This is a genomic window from Nocardioides sp. NPDC058538 (genome assembly GCF_042719275.1).
Taxonomy (GTDB): domain Bacteria; phylum Actinomycetota; class Actinomycetes; order Propionibacteriales; family Nocardioidaceae; genus Nocardioides.
In genome coordinates this window covers 204,344-218,879 of sequence record NZ_JBHXNY010000006.1, presented here as the reverse complement: position 1 = coordinate 218,879, position 14,536 = coordinate 204,344, and the positions used below count along the sequence as shown (strand labels likewise).

The following is a 14,536-nucleotide window of genomic DNA, read 5'->3' as shown; positions in this document are numbered from 1 at the left end:
ATCGGTGACGGATGTGAACATCTGTCTGCTGGGCCCCCTGGTCGTCACGCGCGCAGGCGAGCCCGTGGAGGTCCCGGGACGGCGCCCGCGCACGTTGCTGTCGTTGCTGGCCCTGGAGGCCGGCACCCCGGTCTCCGCCGACCTGCTCGCCGACCGGATCTGGGGCGAGGAGCTCCCCGACAACCCGCGCGGCAGCCTGCACACCTACATCGGGCGGCTGCGTCGCGTGCTCGGCAAGGAGGTCGTACGCCGCGCCGCCGGCGGCTACATCCTCGACCTGCCGCGCTCCTCGGTGGACGCGCTCGCCTTCATCGACCTGCTCGACGCGGCCGAGGGTCCGGAGGCCTACGACCGGCTCGAGGAGGCCATCGCGCTGTGGCGTGCCGAGCCGTTCGACGAGCCCTCCGGGGACTCGCTGGCCGAGCGCACCCGCCCGTGGCTGGTCGACCGCTACCTGGCCGCGCTGGAGCATCGCGCCGAGCTCGACATCGCCGCCGGCCGGGCCGCGAAGGCGGTCGCCGACGTGCGCCGGGTGGTCGGCGACCATCCGTTGCGGGAGTCCCTGTGGGTGGTGCTCCTGGACGCGCTGGACGCGGCGGGGCGTACGGCCGAGGCGCTGGAGGCCTATGAGGAGGTCCAGGCGCGGCTGGCCGACGAGCTCGGTGCCGACCCCGGCGCGGAGCTGCGTTCCACCTTCACCAGGCTGCTGACCGGCTCCTCGCCGGTCCCGGAGATCGAGGCCTCCCATGGCCAGACGACCGTGCCTGCGCAGCGCGTCTCGGAGGAGGACATGGTCCCGAGACAGCTCCCGGCCGACATCCCCAGCTTCTCCGGGCGCGAGGCCGAGCTCCGGCTGCTCGACGCGGTGACCATCTCCCACGACGCCGGCTGGCCGAGCGTGGTCGCCGTGCACGGCATCGGGGCGGTGGGCAAGACCGCGTTCGCGGTGCACTGGGCACGCGCCCGGACCGAGCACTTTCCCGACGGTCAGCTCTTCATCGACCTCCGAGGGTTCGGGCCGGGCGAGCCGCTCTCGCACGCCCAGGCACTCACGACCCTGCTGATCGGGCTCGGCGTCGACGCCGCCTCGGTGCCGACCGAGGTGGACGCGGCCTCGGCCCTGCTGCGTACGACCCTCGCGCAGCGGCGCATGCTCCTGGTGCTCGACAACGCCCGCGACTCCACCCAGGCGCGACCTCTGCTGCCAGGTGGTGACTCGCTGGTGCTGGTGACCAGCCGGAGCCAGCTGCGTGGCCTGGCGACCCGCGAGGGTGCCCGCCGGCTCGCGCTGGACACGCTCGCACCGGCGGAGTCGGCGGCCTTCCTGAGGCAGCGCCTCATCGACAGGACGGCCGACGAGGCGGACGTCCGCGCTCTGGCGGACAGGTGTGGACACCTCCCGCTGGCACTTGCCGTCGCGGCCGAGCGCTGCAGCCGCTACCCCGACCTCCCGCTGACCGACCTGGTCGCCGAGCTCGACGGCGAGACCAGCCGGCTGGCGGCGCTGGAGGCACCGCTCGACCCCATCTCCGACCTGCGCGCGGTCTTCTCCTGGTCCTATGACTCCCTCGACGAGGAGTCGCGGCGTGCCTTCCGCCTCCTCGGCCTCCGCCCGGGTCACGAGATCGGGATGCCCGCGATGGCGGCGCTCTTCGCCGTCGACATCGCCGCCTCCCGGCGCCTGGTCGACAAGCTGGTCGACGCCAACCTCGTCCGCGAGCACCGCCCCGGACGCTTCGTGCTCCACGACCTGATCCGCGACTACGCCCTGGAGATGGGCTCCGAGAAGGAGTCCGGCGAGGCGCTGCTGCGGCTGGTGAGCTGGTACACCCATTCCCTGGTCGCCGCTTCCGAGGCTGACGGCCGGTCGTTCCGGCTGATGAGCCTCGACCCCGTGGTCGACGGGGTGACGCCGCTGAGCTTCGCCACCTCGCCGCAGGCCCGCGCCTGGGGTGACAGGGAGTGGCTGACCATGGGCAGTGCCGTACGTCTCGCCGTGCGCGCGGGGCTGCTGGGTCCCGCCTACCAGCTGGTCAACAAGATGTTCAGCCTCTCGATGCGGCACCCACCCGCCGAGACCGTCCCCCTCCAAGAGCTCGGCCTCGACGCCGCCATTCGTGCCGGTCAACACGTCGACGCGGCCTACATCCGCAACCAGTTCGGGATCAGTCGGGCGCGGGTCGGCGACCTGGCGGGCGCGATCTCGGAGTTCCGCGGTGCTGCCGAGGTGTTCCGTGAGGCCGGTACCGCGGCCGGCCTGGAGATGGCGCTGTCCAACTGCGGCCAGGCGCTCAGCATGACCGGCTCCCTCGACGAGGCCGTCGCGGTCCTCGAGGAGGCGTACGCCGTCGCGGATGCGGCCGGGATGGGCGACCGTGCCCGCGCCAGCCTGATCGGGTTGGCCGAGGTCTACGTCCGGATGGAGCGCTACGAGGCCGCCGTGCGACTGGTCGAGGAGGAGATCGGCTACGCGTCGGTCGACGTCGACTCCTCCGCCTCGCCGCGGATGACCCTGGTCGATGCCCTGATGGGCCTGCGGCGCTACGCCGAGGCCGAGAGCCATCTGCGGCTGGAGCTGGCCCACCGCCTCGAGGAGCGCAACCGGTGGGGTGAGGCCAACGTCCTCGTACGCCGGGCCGTGATCGAGCGCGAGACCGAGCGCGTCGCCCAGGCCCGGGCGACGCTCCACGAGGTCGTCGCGATCCTGGACGAGGTGGGGGAGCTCGACCGCACCGCGCTGACCCGGGAGCGGGTCGAGGAGCTGCTCGCCAGCGTCGGGTCCTCCGCATCCGCGGATCGGGACGTCGACGCCGAGGCCGCCCAGGGGTTGGGCGGCGGCGTAGCGTTGCGTCCGTGACTGCCGCACCCACGATCAGCACCCTCGGCCAGCTTCGCGCGAGTGGCCATGTGTTCAAGTCGCTCCGCGAGGAGATCCGCGACAACCTGCTGGCGAAGCTGGCGGCCGGAGAGGACCCCTGGCCCGGGTTGCACGGCTTCGAGGACACCGTCATCCCGCAGCTCGAGCGTGCCCTGATCGCCGGGCACGACGTCGTCCTGCTGGGCGAGCGTGGTCAGGGAAAGACCAGGCTGCTGCGTACGTTGGTGGGGATGCTCGACGAGTGGACCCCGGTCATCGAGGGATCCGAGCTCGGCGAGCACCCCTACGAGCCCGTCAGCGTGGGCTCCCAGCGGTTGGCCGCGACCGCCGGTGAGGCGCTGCCGGTCGCGTGGAAGCACCGCTCCGAGCGCTACTCGGAGAAGCTGGCCACCCCCGACACCTCCGTGGCCGACCTGATCGGCGACGTAGACCCGATGAAGGTCGCCGAGGGGCGCTCGCTCGGCGACCCGGAGACCATCCACTTCGGCCTGATCCCGCGCTCCCACCGCGGCATCGTCGCGATCAACGAGCTGCCCGACCTCGCCGAGCGGATCCAGGTCGCGATGCTCAACGTGATGGAGGAGCGCGACATCCAGATCCGCGGCTACGTGCTGCGACTGCCGCTCGACCTGCTCGTGGTCGCCTCCGCGAACCCGGAGGACTACACCAACCGCGGTCGGATCATCACGCCGCTCAAGGACCGTTTCGGCGCGGAGATCCGCACCCACTACCCGCGCGAGCTCGCCGCGGAGATGGCGGTCATCCGGCAGGAGGCCGCCCTGGTCGCCGACGTACCCGACCATCTCCTCGAGATCCTCGCCGTCTTCACCCGCCACCTGCGCGCCTCCTCGGCGGTCGATCAGCGTTCCGGGGTCTCCGCGCGCTTCTCGATCGCGGGCGCGGAGACCGTCGCCGCCGCGGCGCTCCACCGTGCCACCGTGGCGGGCGAGCCTGATGCGGTCGCTCGTCTCGTCGACCTGGAGACGGCCGTCGAGGTGCTCTCCGGCAAGATCGAGTTCGAGTCCGGCGAGGAGGGCCGCGAGTCCGAGATCCTCACCCATCTGCTGCGTACGGCCATCGCCGAGACCGTCCGCAAGTCCTTCCGCGGCCTCGACTTCGCGCTGCTCGTCGACGCCATCGAGGACGGCCGCATGGTCACCACCGGCACCAAGGTCGCGGCCGCCGACTTCCTGGCCGGACTCCCCGTCCTGGGCGAGTCCGACCTCTACGACCAGATCGGCGACCGCGTCTACGAGTCCACCGGCGGTCCCAAGAACGACGGCCAGCTCGCCAGCGCCATCGAGCTGGCCCTGGAAGGCCTGTTCCTAGCGAGAAAGATCGGCAAAGACACAGCCGAAGGGGAGACGATCTATGGCTGAGCCGGGAGGCATCGGCAGGGGGTAACACGTCGTTCGTAGGACTACTCGCCCTATCAGAACGACCGGATAGACCTACGAACAGCGTGTTACATGCGTGAAGGAGCGCCGACCATGAGCCGCTACAAGAAGTACGCCGGGGGTGACCCGCTCGCGCCACCGGTCGACATCGCCGAGGCGCTCGACGCGATCGGCGAGGACGTGATGTCCGGCTACTCGCCCGAGCGGGCGATGCGGGAGTTCCTGCGGCGCGGGGGACAGGACCAGCGCGGGCTCGACGACATCGCCCGGCAGGTCGCGGAGAGGCGCCGTGAGCTGCTGCAGCGGCACAACCTCGACGGCACCCTCGAGCAGGTGCGCGAGCTGCTCGACAAGGCGGTCCTGGAGGAGCGCAAGCAGCTGGCCCGCGACGTCACCATGGACGACGGCGACCGCGCGTTCCGGGAGATGCAGATCGACAACCTCTCGCCGAACACCGCCGCCGCGGTCAGCGAGCTCGCCTCCTACGACTGGACCTCACGCGAGGCCCGCGAGGCCTACGAGGAGATCAAGGACCTGCTCGGCCGCGAGCTCCTCGACCAGCGGTTCGCCGGGATGAAGCAGGCGCTCGAAGGGGCCACGGACGAGGACCGCGAGGCGATCGCGGAGATGCTGCGCGATCTCAACGAGCTCCTCGACAAGCACAATCGCGACGAGGACACCCCCGAAGACTTCGCGGAGTTCATGGCCAAGCACGGCCAGCACTTCCCGGAGAACCCGCAGAACATCGACGAGCTGCTCGACACCCTCGCGCAGCGCTCGGCGGCCGCGCAGCGGATGCTCAACTCGATGTCGGCCGAGCAGAGGCGTGAGCTGATGGAGCTCTCGGCGCAGGCGTTCGGTTCGCCCGCGCTGATGGAGCAGATGGCACAGCTCGACGCCAACCTGCAGGCGGCCCGGCCAGGCGAGGACTGGTACGGCTCCGAGGAGTTCGGTGGCGGCGAGGGCCTCGGCCTCGGAGACGGCACCGGCGTGCTGCAGGACATCGCCGAGCTCGACCAGCTCTCCGAGCAGCTCCAGCAGTCCTACGCGGGGAGCCGGCTCGACGACATCGACCTCGACGCCCTCTCCCGTCAGCTCGGTGACGAGGCCGCGGTCGACGCGCGCACCCTGCAGGAGCTCGAGCAGGCACTGCGTGACTCAGGTCAGCTCGAGCGCGGCTCCGACGGCGACCTCCGGCTGACCCCGAAGGCGATGCGCCAGCTCGGCAAGGCCCTGCTCCGCGACGTCGCGCAGCGTCTCTCCGGCAGGCAGGGCGAACGCGACCTGCAGCGCGCCGGCGCGGCCGGCGACCTCTCTGGCTCCTCCCGGCCCTGGGCGTTCGGCGACACCGAGCCCTGGGACGTACCTCGCACGATCACGAACGCCGTCATCCGCGAGGTCGGCGAGGGCCGACGCGGCCCCGGAGTGCGGCTGAGCGTCGACGACATCGAGGTGCAGGAGACGGAGGCTCGTACGCAGGCAGCGGTCGCCCTCCTGGTCGACACCAGCTTCTCGATGGCGATGGACGGCCGTTGGGTGCCGATGAAGCGCACCGCGCTGGCGCTGCACACCCTGATCAAGAGCCGTTTCCGCAACGACGACCTGCAGCTGATCTCGTTCGGCCGCTACGCCCAGACGATGGAGATCGAGAAGCTGACCGCGCTCGACGCCATCTGGGACAAGGGCACCAACCTGCACCACGCGCTGCTGCTGGCCAACCGGCACTTCCGCAAGCATCCGGGTGCCCAGCCGGTGCTCCTGATCGTCACCGACGGAGAGCCCACCGCCCACCTGGAGCCGGGCGGAGAGGTCTGGTTCTCCTACCCGCCCCATCCCGTGACGATCGCGAGGTCCGTCGAGGAGCTGGAGAACTCCCGTCGCCTGGGCGCCCAGACGACGTTCTTCCGCCTCGGCGACGACCCCGGCCTGGCCCGCTTCATCGACTCCATGGCCCGTCGCGTCGAGGGCCGCGTCGTCGCGCCCGAGCTGGACGACCTCGGCGCTGCCGTGGTCGGGTCCTATCTGGGTGACAGGACGGCGCGGCGTACGTCGAACTCCTACGGGGGCTATCCGGATGCGTTCGGCGGCCGCGGCTGGTGGGCCGGCTGAGCCCGGGGGAGCGCTCACCGAGTTAACTCGGCGAGCATCCGCCCGCGTAGCCTGCGCTCGTGCCCGAGGAGACGCTGAACGTACTTGCCCTTCTCGCTCTCGCGGCTCTGGCCGCCGGCTACGTGGACGCGGTGGTCGGCGGAGGTGGGCTGATCCAGCTCCCCGCGCTGCTGCTCTTCCTTCCCGGCGCAGCTCCGGTGCAGATCCTGGCGACCAACAAGCTGGCCTCGATCTTCGGCACCTCGATCAGCGCGGCGACCTACTACCGGCGGGTGGGGCCCGACCCGAAGACCTTCATCCCGCTCATGATCCTCGCGTTCGCGGGCTCTGCGCTGGGGGCGGGAGTGGCGTCGTACCTTCCCGAGTCCGTCTTCGAGCCCATCGTCCTGATCGCGCTGATCCTTGTCGGCGCGTGGGTGCTCTTCAAGCCGTCCCTGGGCGAGGCGACCGCGCTGAGGTACGACGGTCACCGGCATCTGATCGGCGCGATGGCGGTCGGGTTCGCGGTCGGCTTCTACGACGGCGCCCTGGGCCCCGGGACCGGCAGCTTCCTGGTGATCGGGCTCGTCGGACTGCTCGGCTACTCCTTCCTCGAGGCGAGCGCGAAGGCGAAGATGGCCAACGTCGCCACGAACCTCGCCGCACTGATGGTCTTCATCCCGCAGGGTGCGGTGCTGTGGAAGACCGGCCTGGTGATGGGTGTCTGCAACCTGATCGGCGGCTACCTGGGGGCGAGGACGGCGGTGGCGAAGGGAGCCGGGTTCGTACGCGTCTTCTTCATCGTCGTGGTCGCCGGTTTCATCATCCGTCTCGGCGGCAGCGTGCTCGGGATCTGGTGACGCAGTGCACTACCTGACCATCGGCCGCGACGGAGCCGCCGAGATCGAGGAGAAGCGGTCCAGGTTCCTGTGCACCCTCACCCGGGTGGAGAACGAGGCCGACGCGCGGGCTGTGGTCGAGCGGCTGCGTAAGCAGCACTGGGACGCCCGCCACACCTGCTCTGCCTTCAGGATCCAGCACAGCGTGATCGGTCCGCCGCCGCAGCCGGTCGAGCGATCCAACGACGACGGCGAGCCGGCCGGCACGGCCGGGGCGCCGATGCTCGAGGTGCTTCGCGGCGCCGGCGTCTCGGACACGGTCGCCGTCGTGACCCGCTGGTTCGGTGGAACGCTGCTCGGCGCGGGTGGCCTCGTCCGGGCCTACTCCGACGCCGTCCGCACCGCGCTCGACGAGGTCGGGACGCTGCGGCGCGAGCTTGTCCGGGAGTACGAGATCGAGGTTCCGTACGACGCCTCCGGCCGCCTCGAGACCGACCTGCGATCCTCCGGAGTGACCGTCCTCGATACCTCCTACGGGGACGCGGTGACGCTGCGGATCGGGGCTCCTCCGGAGGACGAGAACCGACTGGAATCGCTGCTTGCCGAGCTCACCGCCGGAGCATCGTTGCTGGTCCCAGGCACGGACCGCTGGGTCGACCGCTAAGTCTCTTTGGGAGAATGGCCGGGTGAGCGACCATAGCGAGACGCCCGTGGAACTCCCTGCCGGATGGACGGCGAAGGTCCCAGACCTCGACGATCTGCCCGCACTGCTGAGGCTCCGGGCGGCCGACAAGACGCCGTTCGAGGGCTCCGGAAAGGTCGATGCCGACGCCATCACCGGCGAGATCGCCGGCCCCGCTTCCTGGACCCGCCAGCAGCTCGTCGCGGTCGACCCCGACGGCGACCTCCGTGCCTGGGCCATCGCCCACGACCGCGCCGCCGGCCGCACCCTCGTCTACCTCTACGTCGACCGCACCATCGCCCAGGCTGCCGAGGTCGCGGCCGGGCTCTACGCCTGGCTCGAGGACCAGGCACGATCGATGGCCGCGCTGCGCGGCATCACCGAGTCCCACCTCGACGCCAGCCCGTTCGCCGACGACACCGTGCAGCGCGAGTGGCTGGCCGCGGCGGAGTTCACCAACGAGCGCACCTGGCTGCACATGAGCCGGCCGGTGCTGCCCGACGAGAAGGTGCCCCCGCTCCGCGAGGGGGTGACGATCCGCCCGGTCGAGACCCACGAGAACGGCATGCCCGTCGCCGCGGACCTGCAGACGGTCCACCAGACCCTGGAGGAGTCCTTCCAGGACCACTTCAACTCCTATCGGGAGAGCTTCCCGGAGTTCGTGCAGCGTCTTCGTGAAGATCCCGGCCACCGCTGGGACCACTGGTGGCTCGCCTATGTCGACACGCCTGAGGGCGAGCTGCCCGCCGGCTCGCTGGTCGCCTCGGTGCTGCCCGCCAACGCGGCCGGGGTCGAGGGGACGTACGTCGAGTACATCGGGGTCAACCGCAACGCCCGTGGCCGCGGGGTGGCGAAGGGGCTGCTCTACGCCGTCATCGGCGACGCCATCGAGCGCGGCCGCGACCGGGTCTCGCTCGAGGTCGACGCCGACAGCCCCACCGGCGCCGACGGGCTCTACAAGTCGATGGGCTGGGTCACCGACTACGTCACCGAGTCCTGGCACAAGGATGTCACGGTCTAGGCCGGCTAGGCGCCGACGTCGGGGAGCTTGAGGTCGAGCGTCGGCGCCTCGGTGCCGCCGTCGACCTCGAGCATCTTCCCGGTGACGAACTGCCCGGCCCGGGAGGTCAGGTAGACCACCGCGGCGGCGATGTCCTCCGCCTCCCCGATCCGTCCGAGCGGGGTCTTCGACTCGATCTCGCCGCGCATCGTGTCGTCGCCCGCCACGAACTCGAGGGCGCTGGTACGCACCGAGCCGACGAAGATCCCGTTGACCCGGATCCGCGGCGCGAGGTCGGTCGCGGCCAGCCGCGTCCAGTGCGCCAGAGCCGCCTTCGCGGTGCCGTAGGCGAGATAGCCCCTCCCTGCCGTACGTCCCATCATCGAGCTGATCGACACCACCGACTGCTGCCCGTCCGGGCTCTTCACCAGGTAGGGCACAGCCGCCCGCGTCAGTGCGTGCGCCGTGGTCACGTTGAAGTGGAAGGCCTCCTCCAGGTAGCCCTCGTCGGTGTCGAGGAACGTGTTCGGGATCGTCCCGCCGACGTTGTTGACCACGATGTCGAGACGTCCGAACTCCTCGTACGCCGTCGCCGCCAGCCCCGCGGTCGCGTCCGTGTCGGCCAGGTCCGCCGGCACCACCAGCGCCCGCCGCCCCACCGCCTCGACCCTCTCGGCGACCCCCCGGAGCTGCTTCTCGGTCCGCGAGGCGATCACCACGTCCGCCCCGGCCTCGGCCAGCGCCACCGCGGTGGCCGCCCCGATCCCGCGCCCCGCCCCCGTCACGATCGCCACGTGGTCGGTCAATCTGAACCGTTCGAGAATGCTCATCTGTTTCCTCCATGTCGAGACGTCAGGCCGGTCGGCCGAGACGTCGCTTGCGCTGGCCGAGAGGTCAGCGGCGTCGGCCGAAGCGTCGCTCCGGCAGGTCGAGGCGTCGCTCGCGTCGGCCGAGATGACTTACGTGACGTGTCGGCCGACCGGGGTGACGTGTCGACCGACGTACGTGACGTGTCGACCGACGTACGTGACGTGTCGACCGACGTACGTGACGTGTCGACCGACGTACGTGACGCCTCGGCCGACCGCAGTGACGTCTCGGCCGACCGCGGTGACGTCTCGCTCATCGGGTGACGAGGCCCCGGCCGGTGATCAGCGGGAGGTCGAGAGGGGAGACGAGGCCGGGGGCGGCGGCGACTACCGCGGGGATGGCGTTGACCAGGCGCTGGGCGGTGACGATCATCCCGGAGACGTTGTGGTCGCCGTGCTCGCCGTGGTGGCTGAACTCGACGGTCATCGACGGCTCGCCGGTGACCTCGATGCGGTAGCAGCCGTCACCGGTGGCCGGGGTGGGCCAGTCGGGATCGGACTCCGCGTCGGTCCGGGTGACGTGCTCGAGGGTGATACGGGGGACTCCGTCGACGCTGCCGGTGACGGTGAAGCGTACGGAGCCCTGGGCGCCCTCGGCGATGTCCACCGACACGGTCTTGGTGTCCTTGACCGCAGGACGGCGCTCGACGTGCTCGACGAGCGGCTCGTCCAGGGTCACTCCGAGACCGGCGGCGAGGACCCGGACGACGGGGCCCCAGGCGGTGCTCAGCACGCCCGGCTCCCACAGGAACGGCTTGTCCTCCAGCGAGCCGCCGAAGCCGAAGAGGTCCTTCATCACGACCGGCTGGAAGTACGTCGAGTAGTCGGCGATCTCGCTGACCCGAAGGTGGTCGATCCGCTGCGACAGCGAGGTCACCGCGAGCGGCAGGACGTCGTTGGCGAAGCCCGGGTCGATGCCGTTGACGTGCAGCGACGCACCGCCCTCGCGGCCCGCTTCGTCGATGCCCGAGATCATCTCGTCGGGCAGTGTCCCCTGCGGATGGACCAGGATCACCGGCCCCGAGGAGACGACGTTGACCCCGTCCCGGATCAGCCCGGTCAGGTCCTCGATCGCCTCGAAGACCCGGTCGTCGGTCATCGCGGCATGGACGACGCAGTCCGGGGCGAGCGCGAGCAGCTCGTCTCGCGAGGTGGTCGCCGCCACCCCGAGCGTACGTCCGAGCCCGGCCAGCTCCCCGGCGTCCTTTCCTGCCTTCGCCGGGGTCGAGGTCCAGACTCCGACCAGCTCCAGGTCGGGATGGGCATCGACCCCCGCGATCGCATGACGACCCACCGTTCCGGTGGACCAGACGACGACTCGGAGCGGCTTCTCGGGACTCTGTGGACCTCTGGGAACGGGGGACATGCGCCAAATCTAGAACGCGTTTCAGTTTCGTGAAAGTGATTCGTGAAAGTGATTCGCCGAGGAAACTCGGCCACCGCTACGTTGACGCCCATGAGCGAGGCACTCTTCGAAGACATCCGAGACCCGAGCGGAGCCCCGTACGTCGCGGACGAGTCCACGACCCTGCGCTCTTTCCTCGACTTCTACCGGGCGACCCTGCTCAGGCAGGTCGCCGGCCTCGACCACGAGCAGCTCAACCGCCCGTTCCCGCCCAGCACCATGACGCTGGCCGGGATCCTCAAGCACCTGGCCTACGTCGAGGGTGTCTGGTTCGGCGTCCGCCTGGCCGGCGCCGGCCAGGTCCCGCCCTTCGACACCGCGCCCTGGGATGCGGATCCCGACTGGGACTTCACCAGCGCCTCCCAGGACGACCCCGAGGCGCTGCGTACGCTGCTCCGGGAGGCGATCGCTCGTTCCAACGAGCTCACCGACAGCGCCGGCTCTCTCGACCAGATCGCGGTCGGCAGGAACCGTGACGACCAGCCGATCAGCCTGCGCTGGATCCTGGTCCACATGGTGGAGGAGTACGCCCGGCACTGCGGCCACGCCGACCTCATGCGCGAGGCCATCGACGGAAAGGTTGACCTCTGATGCAGATCCGCGAAGCGACGGCCGAGGACTGGCCGCAGATCTACCCGTTCTGGTCCGAGATCGTGGCGGCGGGGGAGACCTACGCCTACCCCGAGGGCCTCACGTCAGAAGAGGCCAAGGACCTGTGGATGTACGACCACGTCGTCGTCGCGGTCGAGGGTGACGCCGAGGACGAGCACATCCTCGGCAGCGCCAAGATGGGCCCCAACCGCCCGGGCCGCGGCAGCCACATCGGCACCGCCTCGTTCATGGTCTCGCCGAAGGCCCGCGGCAAGGGGGTCGGCCGTGCACTCGGTGACTACTGCGTGAGCTGGCACCGCGAGCAGGGTTTTCACGGCGTCCAGTTCAACGCGGTGGTGGAGACCAACACCACCGCCGTACGCCTGTGGCAGTCCCTCGGGTTCCAGATCATCGGGACCGTCCCGGACGCGTTCGACTCGACGTCGCACGGCCGGGTCGGCCTACACGTGATGTATCTGCCGCTGGCCTGACGTCAGGCGGTCGCGGGGAAGGCGATGCCCGTGTTCGCGTGGCAGCGGTAGCCGTTGGGCACGCGGTCCAGGTACTGCTGGTGGGCGGGCTCGGCGGCGTAGAACGTCGGGACCTCGCGGATCTCGGTGGTGATCTCGCCGTAGCCGCGCCGGGCGATCTCGTCGCCGTAGACCTTGGTCAGCTCCTCAGCGGTCTCCCGCTGAGCGTCGGAGACGTAGTAGAGCGCCGAGCGGTACTGCGTACCGACGTCGTTGCCCTGCCGCATCCCCTGCGTCGGGTCGTGCACCTCGAAGAACTTCTTGACGAGGTCCGCGTAGGAGACGACCGCGGTGTCGAAGACGACCCGGACAGCCTCGGTGTGGTTGGTCTGGCCGCTGCACACCTCGTCATAGGTCGGGTTGGCCGTGGTGCCGCCCTGGTACCCGACGGCGGTCGAGTAGACGCCCGGCATCTGCCAGAAGATCTCCTCGGCACCCCAGAAACAGCCGAGACCGAAGTACGCCACCTCGGACCCCTCCGGCGCGGTGTCGTCATCCGGGGAGGCGAGCAGCGGCGTCCCCAGGACGCGGTGCTTCGCGGGCAGCTCGAAGAGCGCCTGGTCGCGCCCGGCAAGGGTGCGGTCCTCAGAGAAGAGCTGTGTTGGTCGACCGAACATGAGTGACCTCCAGAAAGTCAGGGTTGCTACCAGTCTCCAACACAGTTCGACGCGCGAACGTTCCCGGATGGGCAGCGGAACGAGATCGGACGTAGGCTCGGCGTGTGAGCGAGCAGCAGCACCTCGACAAGGCCGGTTTCGAGACCAAGGCGATCCACGCGGGCTACGAGCCCGACCCGACGACGGGTGCGGTGATCCCGCCGATCTATGCCACCACGACCTACAAGCAGGACGGCGTCGGTGGCCTGCGCAACGGCTACGAGTACAGCCGCTCCGCGAACCCGACGCGCACCGCGCTCGAGGGCGCGCTGGCGGCGGTCGAGGACGGCGAGAAGGGCTTCGCCTTCGCCTCCGGTCTGGCCGCCGAGGACACCTTGATCCGCAGCCTGATGCGGCCCGGCGACCACATGGTCATCCCCGACGACGCCTACGGCGGCACCCACCGGCTGATCGACAAGGTCGAGAGCCAGTGGGGGATCGCGCACACCCCGGCCCAGGTCGCCGACGTCGACGCGGTCGCGGCCGCGATCCGGCCGGGCAAGACCAAGGTCGTCTGGGTCGAGACGCCGACCAACCCGCTGCTCAACATCGCCGACATCTCGGCCCTGGCCACGGTGGCCCACGAGGCCGGCGCGCGCCTTGTCGTCGACAACACCTTCGCCAGCCCCTACCTGCAGCAGCCGCTCACGCTCGGTGCCGACGTCGTGGTGCACTCCACGACGAAGTACGTCGGTGGGCACTCCGACGTCGTCGGTGGCGCCGTGATCGTGCGTGACCTCGGGCTCGCCGAGAAGATCGGCTATCTCCAGAACGCCGCCGGCGCGATCGCGGACCCGTTCGGTGCCTGGCTGACGCTGCGAGGCCTCAAGACCCTGGCCGTACGCATGGACCGCCACTGCGACAACGCCGAGCGTGTCGCCGACTTCCTGACCTCGCACCCGAAGGTCGGCGAGGTCATCTACCCGGGCCTGGAGACGCACCCCGGGCACACGACCGCCCAGAAGCAGATGAAGCGGTTCGGCGGCATGATCTCCTTCCGCGTCACCGGCGGCGAGGCCGCTGCGCTCGCGGTGTGCGAGCGCACCAAGATCTTCACGCTGGGCGAGTCGCTCGGCGGTGTCGAGAGCCTGATCGAGCACCCGGGGCGCATGACCCACGCGAGCGTCGCGGGCACCGACCTCGAGGTGCCGGCCGACCTGATCCGGCTCTCCGTCGGGATCGAGTACGCCGAGGACCTCGTCGCGGACCTCGAGCAGGCCCTTGACCAGAGCTGACGCGCCACAGACCGCCGTCTGCGTCGACTTCGGCTCCACCTGGACCAAGGCGCTCCACGTCGACCTCGTCTCCGGCGAGATCCTCGGCACCGCGAGCGCACCGACATCGCTGCACGAGGTGATGGAGGCGTACGACGCCTGCCTGACCGCTCTCACCGAGAAGGACTCCCGCGCCGCCGCCGCCGAGATCCTCGCCTGCTCCTCGGCCGGCGGTGGTCTCCGGATCGCCGTGGTCGGCAACGAGGAGCTGGTGACCGCCGAGGCCGGGCGCCGCGTGGCGCTGTCCAGCGGAGGCAAGGTCGTCGCGGTGATCGCGACCGCGGGTTGTGAAGCTGAGAGTGACCTAGGGGCCACTCTCAGCTTCAC

At 70.3% G+C, this 14,536-nt stretch carries 14 protein-coding genes; 11 read left to right on the top strand and 3 right to left on the bottom strand.

The window, feature by feature from the left end; all coding sequences use genetic code 11:
- Nucleotides 1-4: 4 nt before the first annotated feature.
- The 6 genes from ACFWQC_RS08265 to ACFWQC_RS08240 all read left to right on the top strand — a co-directional run bounded on the left by ACFWQC_RS08265 (nucleotide 5) and on the right by ACFWQC_RS08240 (nucleotide 8,905).
- Entirely contained in the window at nucleotides 5-2,857 is a 2,853-nt protein-coding gene (locus ACFWQC_RS08265) for a BTAD domain-containing putative transcriptional regulator (protein ID WP_378675681.1), read from the top strand.
- Entirely contained in the window at nucleotides 2,854-4,257 is a 1,404-nt protein-coding gene (locus ACFWQC_RS08260; protein WP_378675678.1) for a magnesium chelatase, read from the top strand. The genes ACFWQC_RS08265 and ACFWQC_RS08260 overlap by 4 nt, the downstream gene beginning before the upstream one ends.
- Nucleotides 4,258-4,368: 111 nt before the next feature.
- Nucleotides 4,369-6,384: a hypothetical protein gene (locus ACFWQC_RS08255; RefSeq protein WP_378675675.1), complete on the top strand. Its 2,016-nt coding sequence runs from the start codon at nucleotides 4,369-4,371 to the stop codon at nucleotides 6,382-6,384.
- Nucleotides 6,385-6,443: 59 nt separating this feature from the next.
- Complete coding sequence (locus ACFWQC_RS08250) at nucleotides 6,444-7,223, top strand: TSUP family transporter (protein ID WP_378675672.1); 780 nt, start codon at nucleotides 6,444-6,446, stop codon at nucleotides 7,221-7,223.
- A 4-nt stretch (nucleotides 7,224-7,227) separates the two neighbouring features.
- A complete protein-coding gene (locus ACFWQC_RS08245; protein WP_378675669.1) occupies nucleotides 7,228-7,866 on the top strand; it encodes a YigZ family protein in 639 nt (212 codons plus the stop codon).
- Between the two features lie 46 nt (nucleotides 7,867-7,912).
- On the top strand, nucleotides 7,913-8,905 hold the full coding sequence (locus ACFWQC_RS08240) for a GNAT family N-acetyltransferase (protein WP_378675666.1): 993 nt from the start codon (nucleotides 7,913-7,915) through the stop codon (nucleotides 8,903-8,905).
- 5 nt (nucleotides 8,906-8,910) lie between these two features.
- On the opposite strand, the gene ACFWQC_RS08235 is transcribed toward ACFWQC_RS08240, so the two are convergent.
- Complete coding sequence (locus ACFWQC_RS08235) at nucleotides 8,911-9,714, bottom strand: SDR family oxidoreductase (RefSeq protein WP_378675663.1); 804 nt, start codon at nucleotides 9,712-9,714, stop codon at nucleotides 8,911-8,913.
- 138 nt (nucleotides 9,715-9,852) lie between these two features.
- On the opposite strand from ACFWQC_RS08235, the gene ACFWQC_RS08230 reads away from it, so the two are divergent.
- Nucleotides 9,853-10,017, top strand: a complete 165-nt coding sequence (locus ACFWQC_RS08230) for a hypothetical protein (RefSeq protein ID WP_378675660.1) — start codon at nucleotides 9,853-9,855, stop codon at nucleotides 10,015-10,017.
- Here the strand turns inward: ACFWQC_RS08230 and ACFWQC_RS08225 are convergent.
- Nucleotides 10,007-11,119, bottom strand: coding sequence for a diacylglycerol kinase (locus tag ACFWQC_RS08225; protein ID WP_378675657.1), 1,113 nt, complete (start codon nucleotides 11,117-11,119; stop codon nucleotides 10,007-10,009). The two genes, ACFWQC_RS08230 and ACFWQC_RS08225, sit on opposite strands and share 11 nt — an antisense overlap.
- 90 nt (nucleotides 11,120-11,209) lie before the next feature.
- Here ACFWQC_RS08225 and ACFWQC_RS08220 point away from each other — a divergent pair, with 90 nt between their 5' ends.
- Together ACFWQC_RS08220 and ACFWQC_RS08215 are read left to right on the top strand one after the other, a co-directional pair.
- Nucleotides 11,210-11,749, top strand: a complete 540-nt coding sequence (locus tag ACFWQC_RS08220) for a DinB family protein (protein WP_378675654.1) — start codon at nucleotides 11,210-11,212, stop codon at nucleotides 11,747-11,749.
- The gene (locus ACFWQC_RS08215) at nucleotides 11,749-12,240 is read left to right on the top strand and encodes a GNAT family N-acetyltransferase (protein ID WP_378675651.1); all 492 of its coding nucleotides are present in this window, start codon (nucleotides 11,749-11,751) and stop codon (nucleotides 12,238-12,240) included. Before ACFWQC_RS08220 ends, ACFWQC_RS08215 begins: the two co-directional genes overlap by 1 nt.
- Before the next feature lie 2 nt (nucleotides 12,241-12,242).
- On the opposite strand, the gene msrA is transcribed toward ACFWQC_RS08215, so the two are convergent.
- Nucleotides 12,243-12,896 (bottom strand): peptide-methionine (S)-S-oxide reductase MsrA, encoded by a 654-nt coding sequence (gene msrA / locus ACFWQC_RS08210; protein WP_378675648.1) that lies wholly within the window; start codon nucleotides 12,894-12,896, stop codon nucleotides 12,243-12,245.
- Between the two features lie 104 nt (nucleotides 12,897-13,000).
- Between msrA and ACFWQC_RS08205 the strand changes: the two genes are divergently transcribed.
- Nucleotides 13,001-14,170 (top strand): cystathionine gamma-synthase, encoded by a 1,170-nt coding sequence (locus tag ACFWQC_RS08205; protein ID WP_378675645.1) that lies wholly within the window; start codon nucleotides 13,001-13,003, stop codon nucleotides 14,168-14,170.
- The coding region (locus ACFWQC_RS08200; protein WP_378675642.1) for a glutamate mutase L at nucleotides 14,157-14,536 on the top strand (380 nt) is incomplete at its 3' end. The genes ACFWQC_RS08205 and ACFWQC_RS08200, both read left to right, overlap by 14 nt.